The organism is Paenibacillus radicis (ex Gao et al. 2016) (genome assembly GCF_014641555.1).
Taxonomy (GTDB): Bacteria; Bacillota; Bacilli; order Paenibacillales; family Paenibacillaceae; genus Pristimantibacillus; species Pristimantibacillus radicis.
In genome coordinates, this window is record NZ_BMHY01000010.1 from 88,867 (window position 1) to 104,005 (window position 15,139).

The window sequence follows — 15,139 nt, forward strand, 5'->3', positions numbered from 1 at the left end:
ATTTACATGACCTCCTTTTTCAAATAGGTGGCAAGCAGCGTTTGCGCCTGCTGATGGGAATAGCTTTGCTCTGCGTCCAGTACCGCGGACAAAAGATCCTTTTGCAATTCGGTGTACACCTTCGACGACAGCAGCTGGCGCTTGCTGAACGTTCCGCCTGACGGCTTGTCTTGATTTTCATTGTTGATCTGATTCATGCCCTTGCTCCCTCCGGTTCATGGTTTGCTTTTGCGATGCTCCAACCGTGCTGCCGACGCGCTTACATACGATCACCCCCTGCAATGGAATAAGAAAGGACGAGTGGCTGTATTCGCCTCTCGTCCCCGCTGCTTACGATGTATTTCACAATATCATAGTAGCACGGTTTTTTAGGCGATATCGGACAAGCGGCGGACATCATTCGGACAAGAAGCGGACAAGCTCGAGAGAAGCCTTTTGCCGCCATCTGCGGAATGTGCGGTCAACGATTCCAAGCTCAGAAGCAACGAAGTCAGCGGGCCTTCCTTCGATATAACGCAATCGAAGCAAACGCTCGTACTCCGGAAAACAAGTCTGCAGCGCCTCCATCGCCTGATCGATCGATTGCAGCTGCCGTTCAATATCTTGAAGCTCGCTCAGCCGGTTAATGACACCTTCATAACCTTCCGCAGCGGATCCTGCCCGCGCTTCAATGACTTTTTCGATTTTGCGGGCAAGCTCGCGAAGCAGCTTCTCATCACCCGGCTCGGCATTCCCGGCAGCCAGCTTAACTTCTCTCAATTGCGCTTTGGTTCCAACGGGATGCTGCGTTAAATGAGCATGGGCTGCTTGCTCCAATTGCTGCTCCCTTTTGTTTAAATACATATAAGAAGGCATCCGTCGAAGCTCGCGGTGCAGCTCCTGCAGCTTATCGTCCTCATAGACCGAGCTGATCGTCACCCCGCTTCCTACCGGCTGCTTCTCGATCCATTTTTTCCGGGCGACGAGACGCTTGTACGCTTTCAATTGCTTCACAACATCCTGCTCCATGTTCATAGAAATACCCTCCGTTTATTAGTTATGGTATTTAAAATACTGTAATTGATCAAAAAAATAGGTAGTCTCTATAGCTGCTTACGGTATTGACATTACCGCATATAACCAATAAAATATTAATATAAGTATTTATACTACGATTCCTCGTTACAAATTCATTATATGTGGTAATATAAATACCGTCAAGTATTTTAAATACCATTTTATATTTCGGAGGATGATAACAATGTCTCTTGGTACGAGAATTAAGGAACTGCGGACGAAAAACGAGTTGACCCAGCAGGACATAGCCACCCGCATTGGTATGGGCCGCTCCAACTTCGGTCATATCGAGAATGACCGGGTTGTTCCGACAAGCGGCGATCTTCAGCGGATCGCAGATATTCTGAATACAACAACCGATTATTTGCTCGGGCGGGAATCTGCAGCTGAATCGATTCCGGATTGGGCTACGTATAAAGATAAGCGCGATTTCAAGAAAATGTTGGAAGAAGACGGCGACCTGATGTTCGACGGCGTGCCGATGAGCGGTACGGACCGCCAGCGCGTTATGGACGTACTGACAGGACTATTCTGGGAAGCCAAACAAATGAACAAGCGTCCTAAAACGCAGGTGCAAGAGGAACCAGACAAACATAACGAGAAGTAGGTGACGCCATGGACAAACTAATAATGAGGCTTATCCGAAAATTCCAAACCAATGATCCTTTTGTCATTGCAGAGGGTTTAGGCATTCATATTCGTTATGCCGATTTGGGGGAAGCCACCAAAGGGCTTTACTATAAAAAGCTGCGTCGCCGCTTCATCGTCATCCACGACGTATTGCCGGATGATTGGCGCCGGTTCGTCTGTGCGCATGAGCTTGGACATGACCGGCTGCATCCGGGGTTTAACCGGTTCTGGCTCGATGAGCAATCCTTCTTTAATGTGGGGAAGTATGAACGGCAGGCTAATAAATTCGCCATCCGTCTGCTAACCTCGGGTGATACGCTGGGCCGCAGCGAGACAGTCGGCGAACTGCTCGCACGCAACGGCATTCCGAAGGAAATGGACAAGTTTTATTTCTGAGGGGATGGCAACTGAAAAAGGTGGAACAACATGCAAATCTGCATTTTGTTCCACCTTTTTAGCCCGATTTTTCTATTCAAAATGTAAAAGTGCATGTGAAATAGCTGAAATCAGCTCAAATCGGCCTATTCTGGCAAAACAACCTGCACTTTTACATTTTGAGGGTGAATATTGAGGGAAATGAAGCAATCAAAATGTACTTTTGCATTTTGATCGCACTGTCCAGCATTTTAATCGAAGGAGGGACTCCTTTAGATGGCTGCCCTCCCTCCTTCTTTTCTAACCCTTACAAATACTTACCCAGCACCTCTGTGAATATCGTCAAAAACCTCGCATCCGTCTCATCAAATCGGGCAAACGAGGGACTGTCGATATCGAGCACGCCAATAATGCGGCCTTCGCGGCGAAGCGGTATGACGAGCTCTGAATTTGATGCGCTATCGCATGCGATATGCCCTGGGAACTGATGCACATCTTCAACCAGCATAACTTCTCCCCGGCTGACGGCTGTTCCGCATACTCCTTTGCCGACTGCGATTCGTGTACATGCCGGCTTGCCCTGGAACGGGCCAAGCACCAGCTCATCTTCACCTTCAAGCAAGTAGAAGCCTACCCAGTTGATATCCTGCAAAAATTGCTGCAGAAGAGCCGAAGCATTTGCCAGATTTGCAATCCGGCTTGGCTCGTCCTCTACTAATCCCTCAAGCTGCTTCAACAGCAGCTGGTAGTTTTCTTCTCTCGTACCTGTATAAAGGGTATTCTCAAACATATCAAATCGCCTCTTTCCTCAAACAAGGTTCATTTCGCTCAAGCCATTACTCTATCTTTTGAATAGAATATCATATCTGCAAGTCATAGACAGGAGGAATGAAATGGCAAGAAAACAAGTCGCTTCTTCAACCCGAAAACGTCGGGTGAAGCCTATAGCCACCAACCGATCTCGTAAATCACGCAAGTACAATCTAATGTTAACCCGCTCTCGCACCCGTTCCCGGGCACGTATTTCCCAGCTCGCTGACGATGTGTTCAATTTGACAAACGAAGCGCGGGCTGCAGCGGGACTAAGGCCGCTGAAAAAGCTCCTCATCACTACCACTCTCCCGAACGGTGAAACGTTAACAACCGATCAACTGAGCGATATCGCAACGTTAAAAGCTCGGGATATGCGCGATAACCATTACTTTGCCCATACCTCCCCCACCTACGGCACTCCAGGAGAAATGCTCACAGAATTTGGTGTGAACTGGACCGCTTATGGTGAAAATATCGCCGCCGGCCAGAGAACACCGGAAGCCGTTATGCAATCCTGGCTGAACAGCCCCGGTCACCGTGCCAACATTCTTAACCCTAATTTCACCTATCTAGGTGTCGGTTATGTCCCTGGCAATGACCAGAGTGAATTTCAAACCTATTGGACACAGCTATTCGTCACTTTATAATACGCCCCTTGCGTGCCAATAGAAAGTGATCAACTACAACAGAGATTAGAATTCCCGCGCTATATCTGACCAGATCAACCACGAGAAATCCTTTTCCAAGTATGAGAGCTCCTAGCGTCGTTCCCCTAATTACTTGAATCCACTCCGCTTGATAAAGCTGGCTGGCTTCTATGCCGAAACAAAAAACGACGGCTAAGACCGTTGACCGAGTTAGCTTCATTGTGGGCCAGAGCATTCGAAAACCAAAATAAATCATGCTCGCCCATAATGCATCACCAAAATGCTCCACAATAAATGGCGGGAGCTGTCCAGCATATTCTCTTGAACCCAGACCAAGAAGCATAGCGGCCACAACAGCGAGCCCATATACGATCCGCTGACGAAGCATGCTTGTTTTCATATTCATGTAGATGCCTGTCCTCCGCTTTCGCTTTATTATGTTCTATTTTGCATGATATTTCCTTTCAATGGAACCTTTTAGAAATACGGAGCGTCTATTCATTACTTTCTAAACGAGGTGTTTACAATGATCATATGGATAAATGGCGCTTTTGGAGCTGGAAAAACACAAGCCGCCTATGAGTTGCATAGACGGCTTCAACATTCTTTCGTATTTGATCCGGAAAATGCCGGCTATTATATTCGTAAGCAGATGCCCCAATCGCTTCTCATTGGAGATTTTCAGGATTATCCGATGTGGAGAGAATTCAATTACAGCCTGTTAAAATACATAAGCAGCAGCTATGAAGGCCCGATCATCATCCCAATGACGATTGTATCCCCCGAGTATTTCCAAGAAATTATCGGGAAATTGCAGTCAGATGGCGCGGACATTCATCATTTTACATTATGGGCTTCCAAAGATGTGCTGCTCAAAAGATTAAAAGGCCGCGGAGAGCGGAAAAACTCTTGGCCTGCTCAACAAATTGACCGCTGTCTGGAAGGATTATCCAACAAAACGTTCGGCCAGCATTTGGACACCGATCATATATCGACAGATGAAGTAGTGAATAGGATTGCCGCACAACTAAATCTAACATTACTGCCCGACAATCGAAACGGGTTGCAAAAGAAAGCCCATCGCCTGCTTACTCAAGTCCGGCATATCCGCTTCTTCAGCTAGCTTTTCGTAATAAATTGAAGAACACCGACTCACAGCTTTGCATGTCCTCTTTTCTGTTCCCTATTCACGCTCGATCAAGCCATACTTAACCTTAATACGATCCAGCTTCTCCAGCATCGGCTTCGATATAATAAATAGAAAAAATACGGTAGCTATCGCATGGACGAGATCAAACCAAAAGCCTGAGGCATATACCGCAAGCAAGGATTGCCACGAAAACGATGGAGAAAATATAGTAGCCGAGCCTAGATTAATAATACCGCCATAGATCACTAATGTAGACAGTCCGCCAAAAACGCATAGGGATAGCTTCCTCCGGCGAAGCAGCCCTTTCTGAAATAAAATGCCGGCTATAAAGCCGATGATGCCAAAGCTGAACATTTGCCAAGGCGTCCAGGGACCTTGGCCAAAGAAGAAATTAGAGACAAACCCCGCTGTAGCGCCAACTAAAAACCCGGCTTCCGCCCCGAAGCTGACACCGGCGATAATGACGATCGCGACAACTGGCTTGAACTGTGGCAGCATGAAAAACGCGCTCCGCCCCGCAACCGCGATAGCGGCCAGTACGGCAATAACGATCAGCTCTCTCGCTTGCGGCTTCCGTTTTTCAAATACCATGGCAAAGGGCAGCATCGTGTAAAGAATGATAAGCAAGCTTATAAAATAATACTTGCGGTCATTGAGCAAATAAATGCCCATAAGAATCGTTGCCGGTATTACGACAAGTATGAGTATGGCAGACAGCAGCGTCCGGCGGCTTAACCGCCGATTCGGCTTCGTTAACTGCTCTTCTTGCATAATGCAATCACATCCTCAATCGTAACTCCCTCTTGCCACACATGCCGAGCCATCCGGTTTGCAGCCGTCGTATAAAAGCTGTTGCCCGCGAAAAAAGCTTTTGTCGCATTTTCCGTAATGATACTGCCGTCGAAAAACATCGCGCATACATCCCCGTGCTTGGCACAAAATTCGATGTCATGCGAGACCATCATTATCGTGACACCTTCTGCATTCAGCTTCTTCAAGTAATGGGCGAGCCGCTCCTTGAAGAAACCGTCCAAACCTTTCGTTGGCTCATCCAGCAGTAAAATACGCGGCTCCAGCAGCAGCACCTTCGCCAGCGCCGCCCGCTGCTGCTCGCCTCCGCTTAGATCATAAGGATGTCTCGTGAGCAGCGGTTCAAGCTCTAGAAATTGTACAACAGTCTCGACCTTCTCTGCTTTTTCTGCAAGACTCAGAGGCGAGCCGGAAAGCATTTCGTACAAATCCTGCTCCACTGTTTTTTTCACAAACAAATGCTGCGGGTTTTGCGGAAGGATCGCCAATTTATTCGTGAACAGCTCTTTCGCGCTCATCTTCGCGATATTTTTGCCATCGATAAGGATCCTGCCCCGATAGGGCTGAACAAGCCCTCCCGTTAACGACAGCGTCGTCGTCTTCCCCGCTCCGTTGCCCCCGACGATGCAATAAAACTGTCCTTCTTCTACTTCAAACGAAAGATCCTTCACCGTGTCTGGTGCTTCTTTTCCATATTTAAACCATACCTCTTTGAACTGGATCACCGGTTTCTGCCGTTTGCCGCCGCCAGCGATAGCGTTAGCGACTGACTGCCCCCGGCTTTCTGTATCAACCACCGGAAGCTCCATACTTCTCCCTTGTAAAAAAGTATCCAGCCATTGCCGGCCTTCTTTTACCGTTACCGGAATCGCGGCTATTCCCGCTTCAACACCTGCACAGATTTGCATCGGAGAAGGCATAGCAGCAAGCATCGGATGCTTCATCCGAAATAATGCTTGGCCTGAACGGCGAGGTGTATCGTCGGCAATAATGGCGCCATCATCCATGACAATAAGCCGGTCCGATACGGGAAGCACTTCCTCCAGCCGATGCTCAGTCAGAATAATCGTCGTTCCAAGCTCCTGATTGATTTTCCGGAGTGTCTCGATAAAATCTGCCGCGGCAATAGGATCCAGTTGCGAAGTGGGCTCATCCAGTATGAGAACGGATGGCTGCATCGCCATAATGGATGCCAGATTGAGCAGCTGCTTCTGACCTCCCGACAGCTCTGAAACACTTTTATGAAACCAATGCTGAATACCGAAAAAGCTGGCCATTTCCGCTACGCGCAGTCGAATCGAGCCGCTGTCATAGCCCAAGCTTTCAAGCCCAAACGCTAGTTCATGCCACACCTTATCGGTAACAATGCCGTTATCGGGGTTTTGCAGCACGAAGCCGATCTCCGCCGCCTGCGTTCGCTGATCGGCTTCCTCAATTGGTTTGCCGGCGTAGCGTATCGTCCCTTCCCGCTTGCCATGAGGGGTCAGAATCGATTTCAGCTGTCTGAGCAGCGTGCTTTTGCCGCAGCCGGACCTGCCGCATATCGTAATAAATTCTCCGCTCGCAATCGTTAAATGGATATGGGAGAGCGTTGCTTGGTCCGACAACGGGAAAGTAAAGCTTACGTCTTGGAGCTGATAGATTTCCATTTCAAAGCCTCCACAACATGAATAATGACTGGCAGCATACCGAGCAGTAAATACGCGGCGAACACAATTATGCTGAACGGCGTAGTATGCGCCATTTTTATCGACGGGAAAAACCGCATATCGTTCCGGCCGCTTGCTTCCCCGATAACCATGATCGCAATTAAAGCCAACATGGTCCCTGCAACCAGACGGTCGCGGCTATCAAAGCGATAGAGCGAGAAGCTGGTGCGGCGCGGCAGCCCATAGCCTCTTGATTTCATCGAATCCGCCGTTTCAATCGCATTTTCCAAAGCCCAGGTCGTCATAATCGACAGTATCGTAATGCCATTGCGTGCTCGCACAAGCATATTTCCTTGGGTAATGTCGCGCCCAATACTTCTTTGAGCCAAAGAAATCCGCTTGATCTGCTCCTTGTAGCGGGGTACGAAACGCAGCACCATCGAGAATATGAGCGATAGAGCAGGCATTATTTTACCGAACAAATAAATAAATTTATCCGAAGTCATGACGGCATTGTAGCAAGAAAACCAGATCAGAATCGTCACAAACATACAGGCCGCCGACACCCCGTAAAGAATAGACTCCATCGTCATCGGATTGCCGTTTTTCAAATAGAAGAGAATCGTCACGCCCGCATGGTTGAATACCGGATTCATCACAGCCATTACAACGAACAACGGAACCATATAGAGCAGGTTAAACTTCACCGCTCTTCTTCCATTTAGAAGGATCGAATAGGTTAATGCGCAAAGCAGCGCAATCACTTGCAGCGCCGGATGCATCAAGAGCATCCCGAACAGCAGCATGGCGGCAAAATAGCCAAAATTAACGATTGGATGGAAGCTTGAGAAGCTGTCCTTCATCATTTACCATCCCCTGCACCAGCCGAATAGCCGCCTACATCCCGTCCCAAGTCGCAAGTATACACCCATTCGATTTTATCGCCGTCCTTCAGCGCATAGCGGCTCGCCCCGTAATTCGGAAACCACCCGTTCACTTTGAACATCCATCCGCTGAGCTCACCGCAGTCGAACTCGTAAATATTGTTGATACCCTCGATATAATTGCTGTTATAGATCGGTGTCATTTCGAATTCCATATGAATTTTGTTTTTCTTCATTTCCCGAAGCAGCACGTCAAAGACCGATTCCCCTTCATAAAAGGTTACTTTCTGCTCCTTATAGATAATACCGTCCTCGGGAAGCACTTCGAGCTTATCTTTATTGAAGCTGTCCATATGATCCAGGATACTCGCTGCCGATACGGATAAAGTTGCCGTAAGCTTCTTTTTCTTATCGACTACCGTATCCTGCCATTCGACCGGCTTTGGCTTCCCGCTAGGGATCGGATCGGTCTGATACTTATCCTTGCCGCCCTTCGGCGTGGACGTTGGCTTTATTGTTGCCGTTGGCTGCTTGCCCCCGGCATCGGCCGGCTTCTTGGTGGCTTCCGGCTTAGGCGTTGGCGTTGGCGCCGCAGATGAATCTGGTTTCGCTGGCGGTGTAGCTGCCGGGCTGCCTTGCTCCAAACCATCCGTCGGGGCCGGGCTGCCTTCTGCTTCAGCTTGACCTGCCGGTTTTTCAACCGCCAAAGGCAATGACTCTGACGACGGGGTACTTGCCGGTTCGGCTTGACCGCCGTCCGCCTTCTCTTCGCCGCCATGCTCCTCCGTTGCAGTTGGAGAAGCAGTCGCATCTTCTTTGCCTGCTGCTGGCGACTCGGTCACGGAGGCTGTGTCCACCTTCGTTGTGTTCTTTGCGTAATCGCCGCCCCAGAAAAATGCGACAGCCAGCACTAAAATCACTGCTATAGCCGCCAGCCATTTTTTGCTGTTCTTCACTCGTTTTCCACCCCAATCGTGAAAATAACGAAGCAAGGGCATCGCATTCAGCCCTTGCTCGCATATTTATTCGGTTAAGCTTTTACATCCGTCATATCGTAAAGACGGGTTTGCCCATTCAGGAACCGGTCATAGGCAACTAGAGCATAGAACGCTTGATCCGTTGCCATCAAATCGACATCACCCGGTTTGGCGCCGCCATTGTCCACACCGCCCGATTTAACGTGATAAAAGCCGCCTTTATCCTTGTTCTTAGCCGCATAGCTTAACAAAGCGTCCACTACGGAATGTCCGTTTTTCACAAATCTCGCATCGGTATGCGGATCAATGCGGAGTGCTGTTAAAGCCACGATAACCTGCGCCGTGCTTTCGGAGTTGGCGGAGCCGCCGCTCGCATAACCGCCGTCAGCCTGCTGTACTTTCGACAACCAGGCGATGCCGCGGTCTACAGCTGCTTTTACTTTCTCATTTGTTGCATAATAAGGTGCGAATGCTTGAATAGCCATCGAAGTAATATCCGGATCAGCAGCTGTTGGTTTTTCGCCCAGCGCCCATCCGCCGCCTGCTATTTCACGATTCAGAATGAAATCAATCAGCAGCTCTCTCGTCGTCTGCGTCTTTACTTTAGCAACCGTCGGAATTTCATAGTTCTTACTGTCCAGGGCAATCAACGCAAAGATCGGACCGTTGATGCCTTGCTTAATCAGCGTCTCGTAGTCAGCAAGCGGCTCCCGCAAATTATAGCCGGCTACATGATCTACGCCTTTGCCGATCGCAGTAAGCGCCAGAATAACACGGTCATACTCTGTATATTTGACATTGTGAAGCTTGCCGTCCACTTCCTTCAATTTCTTTTCTACATTGGCGTAATACTTGGCATAATACGCATCGGGCAGCTTAATTCCGGAGCGGGCCAAGCCAAATACCGTCCACTCCCCGCCAACACTGGCGATTACGGGATTGGTAACAGAAGACTGCAGAAAAGCTGCAGTCTCTTTCACTTGTGTTTTAACCTTTGTGTGTATCGGGCTTACAACAGGCGTTTCAGGATCCGTCTCACTTGGCTTGCCGTAGTCGAAGGTACGCATAGCAACCACAGCAGCCATTTCCCTAGTAACCGTTCCTTGCGGATTAAAGCGGTTGTTATCGCCAAGCATAATTTGCGAAGCGAGAATCGTGGTGACATCCGCTTTCGCCCATGCCGATACGTTGTCCGCGTCAGCAATCAGAGAGGCTGTCTGTACCGGCTTAAGTCCAAGCGCTCTAACGATTGTAGCTGCCATTTGCTCACGAGTAATGCTCGCATTTGGCTCGAACTTCTGATTATAGCCGCTCATATACCCTGCTTGAGAAACGGCGTTGATGTAAGGGTAATACCATTGATTAGATGCCACGTCGGCATAACCAGCAGGTTTGCTTACCATTGGAATATTAAGCACCGATACGAGCATTTTCGCAAACTCCGCTCTCGTTACCGATGACTTCGGATTAAACTTGCCATTGCTGCCTTGCACGAAGCCAAGCTCCGATGCCCGGTCGATTGAAGCTTTCGCCCACTGCGAGATTGATGCGGAATCTGTATAGGTTTGCCCGAGACCTGTAGAAGCATATGAAACCGTTAAATTCGTCGAGAACACGGATAAAAAGACGGCTACTATCAACAACCATGCTAGAAACCGATTTTTTTTCATCCTATTATTCACTTCCTTTCTTCTTCTAAACTTATAGTATTCCAAATAAAACAAACCCCTCGACTCATACAGTCAAGGGGTTTAATCAAGCGGACATCTCAAAAAAGCATGCTTGAATAAACACCTTCCTATCACTCGTAGAATAATTGGTGTAAACAAACAGGCAGGTATTCTGGCTCAAGCGTCATCGCCCATGCTGCCTTCCCGGTTTCCCAGTGGCTTCCTGCAAGGACTCTTCTTTTACAGCGGCGGGACCGCGCGGGACTTTCACCCGCTTCCCATTTAACCCATTCCATCAAATTAGACTAAGGAATAGGCACCTGTTCATTCTTATCCTATTAAATTATCTTGCTCATCATAACGAAAAAATGAAGATTTGTCATGTAGTTATTCGTAAAAAAGCCTCCCCCAAAGCATATAAAATATGCTCTGACGGAAGCCCCTTAGCCTACCCTTATACCGCTAGATTGGCCAAAACTAAACTTAACCCAGCTTCACCAAACTGTAATTTTTCTTGCCTTTACGGATAATGATGAACCGGCCGCCGATTGCATGCTCTGCCGTCACAGTCAACTCCACATCGCTGACGCGTTCTCCGTTCATCGAGATTGCGCCCTTCGTAATGTCCTCGCGTGCTTGGCGCTTGGACGGCTCGATACCCAGATCAACGAGCCAATCGATAATGTTTTTCGACTCCGTGCCTGCCTCGAAGGTTGGCATTTCCTTGAAGCCCTGCTCGATCTCGTCAGCTGTTAGGGAACGGATATCTCCGCTAAACAAAGCCGCCGTAATCCGCTTCGCTTGCTCCAGCAGCTCTTCGCTGTGCACGAATCTCGTCATTTCTTCCGCTAGCGCTTTTTGAGCCTCACGTTTATGCGGCTCCGTTTGCACTTTCTCGGCAAGCGCATCGATTTCCGCTTTATCGAGGAAAGTGAAAAACTTCAAATATTTGATCACGTCGCGGTCATCCGTATTCGCCCAGAACTGGTAGAATTCAAACGGCGTCGTTTTATTCGGATCAAGCCATACAGCGCCGCCGGCTGTTTTACCAAACTTCGTACCGTCCGCTTTAAGCATCAATGGAATCGTAAGGCCAAATGCTTTCGCCTCCGAGCCTTCTTTTTTCCGGATCAGATCCAGACCGCTCGTAATGTTCCCCCATTGATCGGAACCGCCGATTTGCAGCTGTACATCCTCGTGTTGGAACAGGTGCAAGTAATCGAGCGATTGGAGAATTTGGTAGGAGAACTCTGTAAACGAAATGCCGCTGTCGAGCCGGCTCGACACGACGTCCTTCGCCAGCATCGTATTGATGCTGAAGTTTTTGCCGTAGTCTCTTAGGAAGTCGATTACATTGATTTTATGGGTCCAGTCATAGTTGTTAACCATGCGAACTTGATTGTCGCCTTCGGTTACAAACAGCTTCTTCAATTGCGCCGTCAGTGCATCCACATTCGCTTGCACTTGCTCCATCGTTTGCAGCGAACGCTCCGTTTGACGGCCGCTTGGATCACCAATTGTTCCAGTCGCCCCGCCGATCAGAATGACCGGACGATGACCGGCCAACTGGAAACGTTTCAGCATCATAAATGGGATCAAGTGACCGATATGCATGCTGTCGCCCGTTGGATCTACGCCGCAATAGAGCGAAACCGCCTTCGTATTCGTTAATTCACGCAAGCCTTCCGCATCTGTCTGCTGGTTAATCGCGTCCCGCCATTCCAGTTCGTCGATAATGTTCAAATTCATGCAGCTCCTTTTAATAGATAAGTTCATCTCCGTCTGAAAACAACAAAAAATCGCCCCTCGTCTAATTGTAGACATAGGGACGATTGAATAACCGTGTTACCACCCAAATTGCACCAACAGGCCAAGAAGACGCTGTTTATGCCACTCATTGGCGAGATATCGTTCGCCGTTCCGCTTGGCATTACCCAAGATACTCCAGAGTGTAATTCGCAGACCTTGTTTGTATCAGGTTCCATCAACCCCTGACTTTCTATAACAGGGACAAAGCTGCTACTGGGCTCTTTCAACGTATATCGTTATAAGATTACAGACAGTATAGCCGAATTGCAAAATCATTGTCAATAAAGGAACAGGATTTCCATGCAGGATAGGCATCCGTCTCGCTCTATTGCCATTTTTATAGTAGAATGAGCATGCAGCACAATACGAGGATGAGGTGTTTGAATGTCCATCAGCTTCACGGCTTCCCGGATCAGCCGCTTAAAACGGGATATCACAGAAATCCAGAATCAAATCAACAATGATAAAATCAAAGCGGGCAAGGCGCTCTCCAAAATAAAGCAGCTTCAAAAAGAACTCCGAATGAATCCTTCATCCCCTGATTCCAGCAGCAAAACCAAGCAAATCAAAAAGCTGAATGAAGAAGCAGCTAAATTAGCCGCTTCTCAAGAGGAGTTATCCAAGCAGCTATCCGCCAAAAATGCCGAACTTCGGCAGCAGCCTGCCAAGGATCAGAAGAAGGACTAGTTGACTTAAACATCCAATAGTAAAAAAACAAAAGCGCCCATGACAGGCGCTTTTCTACTTATAAAATAACATCAGGTTTACCGAACTGTTCCTGTTCCTGAGCTTGCTTCAGAATATTAATAACAGCCTCGCTCCTAGGCACATTGATCAATTGGGTCTTTAACTTTTTATCAAATTTCTGAGTAACACTTATCATTAGAAAAGGCATCTTAAACGTAATGTTGCGTACTTCTCCATTCGAAGAAACGAATGAGACAATATAGGCATGAATAACTTTGTCAAATACATCCGTACCCGTCTCAATTTTTGATCCTAAAAAGTTCGCAAGCGGAATCTTAAACGTATTTTCAACTACCGATTTAAAGCCTCTAAATCCCTTCTCCTCGATAATAAGAAACTCTGAATTAAATGTTATTTCCAATTGGTTCTCTTCATTGGTCAGTTCCAATCCACTAACTAGTTTCACTAACGCCTTCGCCATTAGTCATCATCCCTTCGCGAAACATGTCGTTTCCTAAAATTATACATGAAGGTGGGATGAATTTCCTCTAGTAATTTAAATCTGTAAATTATTATTTTCGACAGGCTACCCTATCACTTCACCACTACTCTTCTGCTCCTTAGGCAGTGTCAGAAATACCAGCAACCCGATAACAAACAATGGAATGATAGATAAAATGCTGAGTTTAGCATTGCCTGTTACCGTCGTCGTTATCGACATAATGAATGGCCCGAGTATGGCTGCGAATTTACCGAATATGTTGTAGAACCCAAAAAACTCATTCGAGTTTTCCTTCGGAATGATCTTGGCAAAGTAAGATCGGCTTAATGCCTGTATGCCGCCTTGCGCTGATCCAATTAGTGCGCCAAGAATGAAGATATGCCATACGGACGAAATTAAAAACGCAGCGACGCAAGACACGATATACGTGATAATGCCTGTAATGATCAACGCTCTTGTCGAATATTTCTTCGCTAAATTCCCATATAGGATCGCAAATGGAAATGCAATAATTTGAATAATCAACAGTATTCCTAATAGCGTAAATGTATCGAGTGCATCCGCACCAAGCACCGCAGTTGCATAGGGCACAACCATTTTAATAATGGTATCTACCCCGTCAATATAGCAAAAATAAGCAATTAGAAATACAAACACGATTTTATAGTTGCGAATTTGTTTAAACGTTTGCGCCAGCCTTTTGAAGCTGTTCAAAACCGGACGCGGCTCAGGCTCGACATAGTAACGCTGTTGAACGTCCCTAACCATTGGAATCGTGAGCAATCCCCACCATAATGCGGTCATAATAAAGCCAATTTGATAACCAATCGCTTTATCCATGCCCATAAAGAAAATCAATGCTAGGCTGATACCGAAAGGAATCACACTCGCTATATAGCCATAAGCAAAACCTCTTGATGAAACCTTATCCATCCGATCGTCATTCGTTACATCCACTAGAAAGGAATCATAAAAAATATTAGATCCTGCAAAGCCTATTGCTGATAATACATAAAATAGGATCAGCAGCTGCCACTGGCCGCTATCAGGCGAAACAAAAGCTAGAGACAGCGTGGATAAAATACCGATGAGAGCAAAAAATAGGAAGAAACGTTTTTTCTTATCCTTATAGTCAGCTAGTGTACCTAATATGGGGCTCAGAACCGCAATAATGATACTTGCTAATGAATTGAAGTAGCCTAGGTCCATGCTGCTGTTCACATTGTTGAACATTCCAAAAACAATCGGCAATAACGCCGTTGTAACCGCTAATGAATAAGCCGAATTCCCGCAATCATATAAAATCCACGATCTTTCTTCCCTGCTTAGCTTCATAGACACCCTCCCGCTTATTATTCATTGCGCAATTGTAACATGCTTCCAGTCATCCTATGGTCATGCTAATATTATATTCCTATTAAGAAGACGTAAAGTTATGAAAAAGACGCTTCCAAAATCACTTTAGAAGTGCCTGGAAGCG

At 47.3% G+C, this 15,139-nt stretch carries 17 protein-coding genes, 1 riboswitch and 1 other annotated feature; of the genes, 5 read left to right on the top strand and 12 right to left on the bottom strand.

The genetic code is table 11. The annotated features are described in order from the left end of the window. Positions 1–2 precede the first annotated feature (2 nt). Complete coding sequence (locus IEX98_RS21905) at positions 3–197, bottom strand: hypothetical protein (RefSeq protein WP_188891406.1); 195 nt, start codon at positions 195–197, stop codon at positions 3–5. Between the two features lie 199 nt (positions 198–396). Continuing rightward, on the bottom strand, positions 397–1,014 hold the full coding sequence (locus IEX98_RS21910) for an RNA polymerase subunit sigma-24 (protein ID WP_229692316.1): 618 nt from the start codon (positions 1,012–1,014) through the stop codon (positions 397–399). Between the two features lie 226 nt (positions 1,015–1,240). Between IEX98_RS21910 and IEX98_RS21915 the strand changes: the two genes are divergently transcribed. Both IEX98_RS21915 and IEX98_RS21920 read left to right on the top strand, forming a co-directional pair. Then, the gene (locus IEX98_RS21915) at positions 1,241–1,663 is read left to right on the top strand and encodes a helix-turn-helix domain-containing protein (protein WP_188891408.1); all 423 of its coding nucleotides are present in this window, start codon (positions 1,241–1,243) and stop codon (positions 1,661–1,663) included. Positions 1,664–1,671: 8 nt separating this feature from the next. Next, positions 1,672–2,082 (top strand): ImmA/IrrE family metallo-endopeptidase, encoded by a 411-nt coding sequence (locus IEX98_RS21920; RefSeq protein WP_188891416.1) that lies wholly within the window; start codon positions 1,672–1,674, stop codon positions 2,080–2,082. A 286-nt stretch (positions 2,083–2,368) separates the two neighbouring features. Here the strand turns inward: IEX98_RS21920 and IEX98_RS21925 are convergent, their stop codons facing one another. After that, on the bottom strand, positions 2,369–2,851 hold the full coding sequence (locus IEX98_RS21925) for a GAF domain-containing protein (RefSeq protein ID WP_188891418.1): 483 nt from the start codon (positions 2,849–2,851) through the stop codon (positions 2,369–2,371). A gap of 103 nt (positions 2,852–2,954) precedes the next feature. Between IEX98_RS21925 and IEX98_RS21930 the strand changes: the two genes are divergently transcribed. Next, positions 2,955–3,521, top strand: a complete 567-nt coding sequence (locus IEX98_RS21930) for a CAP domain-containing protein (RefSeq protein ID WP_188891420.1) — start codon at positions 2,955–2,957, stop codon at positions 3,519–3,521. Here IEX98_RS21930 and IEX98_RS21935 read toward each other — a convergent pair. Further along, positions 3,511–3,927, bottom strand: a complete 417-nt coding sequence (locus tag IEX98_RS21935) for a ribosomal maturation YjgA family protein (protein WP_188891422.1) — start codon at positions 3,925–3,927, stop codon at positions 3,511–3,513. The two genes, IEX98_RS21930 and IEX98_RS21935, sit on opposite strands and share 11 nt — an antisense overlap. Before the next feature lie 120 nt (positions 3,928–4,047). Here IEX98_RS21935 and IEX98_RS21940 point away from each other — a divergent pair, with 120 nt between their 5' ends. Beyond that, positions 4,048–4,644 (top strand): AAA family ATPase, encoded by a 597-nt coding sequence (locus IEX98_RS21940; RefSeq protein ID WP_188891424.1) that lies wholly within the window; start codon positions 4,048–4,050, stop codon positions 4,642–4,644. A gap of 60 nt (positions 4,645–4,704) precedes the next feature. Here the strand turns inward: IEX98_RS21940 and IEX98_RS21945 are convergent, their stop codons facing one another. The 6 genes from IEX98_RS21945 to tyrS all read right to left on the bottom strand — a co-directional run bounded on the left by IEX98_RS21945 (position 4,705) and on the right by tyrS (position 12,404). Continuing rightward, complete coding sequence (locus tag IEX98_RS21945) at positions 4,705–5,442, bottom strand: ECF transporter S component (protein WP_188891426.1); 738 nt, start codon at positions 5,440–5,442, stop codon at positions 4,705–4,707. Beyond that, entirely contained in the window at positions 5,424–7,130 is a 1,707-nt protein-coding gene (locus IEX98_RS21950; protein WP_188891433.1) for an ABC transporter ATP-binding protein, read from the bottom strand. The genes IEX98_RS21945 and IEX98_RS21950 overlap by 19 nt, the downstream gene beginning before the upstream one ends. Next, the gene (locus IEX98_RS21955) at positions 7,103–7,996 is read right to left on the bottom strand and encodes an energy-coupling factor transporter transmembrane component T (RefSeq protein WP_229692317.1); all 894 of its coding nucleotides are present in this window, start codon (positions 7,994–7,996) and stop codon (positions 7,103–7,105) included. The genes IEX98_RS21950 and IEX98_RS21955 overlap by 28 nt, the downstream gene beginning before the upstream one ends. Next, the gene (locus IEX98_RS21960) at positions 7,993–8,970 is read right to left on the bottom strand and encodes a DUF4430 domain-containing protein (protein ID WP_229692318.1); all 978 of its coding nucleotides are present in this window, start codon (positions 8,968–8,970) and stop codon (positions 7,993–7,995) included. The genes IEX98_RS21955 and IEX98_RS21960 overlap by 4 nt, the downstream gene beginning before the upstream one ends. Before the next feature lie 74 nt (positions 8,971–9,044). Then, positions 9,045–10,661, bottom strand: coding sequence for an S-layer homology domain-containing protein (locus IEX98_RS21965; protein WP_188891438.1), 1,617 nt, complete (start codon positions 10,659–10,661; stop codon positions 9,045–9,047). A gap of 145 nt (positions 10,662–10,806) precedes the next feature. Beyond that, positions 10,807–11,000: riboswitch (cobalamin riboswitch) on the bottom strand. A gap of 144 nt (positions 11,001–11,144) precedes the next feature. Continuing rightward, on the bottom strand, positions 11,145–12,404 hold the full coding sequence (tyrS, locus tag IEX98_RS21970) for a tyrosine--tRNA ligase (protein ID WP_188891439.1): 1,260 nt from the start codon (positions 12,402–12,404) through the stop codon (positions 11,145–11,147). A 78-nt stretch (positions 12,405–12,482) separates the two neighbouring features. Continuing rightward, positions 12,483–12,706 (bottom strand) — a binding site (T-box leader). 148 nt (positions 12,707–12,854) lie between these two features. Here tyrS and IEX98_RS21975 point away from each other — a divergent pair. Further along, positions 12,855–13,157: a hypothetical protein gene (locus tag IEX98_RS21975; protein WP_188891441.1), complete on the top strand. Its 303-nt coding sequence runs from the start codon at positions 12,855–12,857 to the stop codon at positions 13,155–13,157. Positions 13,158–13,215: 58 nt separating this feature from the next. Here IEX98_RS21975 and IEX98_RS21980 read toward each other — a convergent pair whose 3' ends face one another. Together IEX98_RS21980 and IEX98_RS21985 are read right to left on the bottom strand one after the other, a co-directional pair. After that, complete coding sequence (locus tag IEX98_RS21980) at positions 13,216–13,638, bottom strand: hypothetical protein (protein ID WP_188891443.1); 423 nt, start codon at positions 13,636–13,638, stop codon at positions 13,216–13,218. A gap of 105 nt (positions 13,639–13,743) precedes the next feature. Then, positions 13,744–14,994, bottom strand: a complete 1,251-nt coding sequence (locus tag IEX98_RS21985; RefSeq protein ID WP_188891446.1) for an MFS transporter — start codon at positions 14,992–14,994, stop codon at positions 13,744–13,746. Positions 14,995–15,139 lie beyond the last annotated feature (145 nt).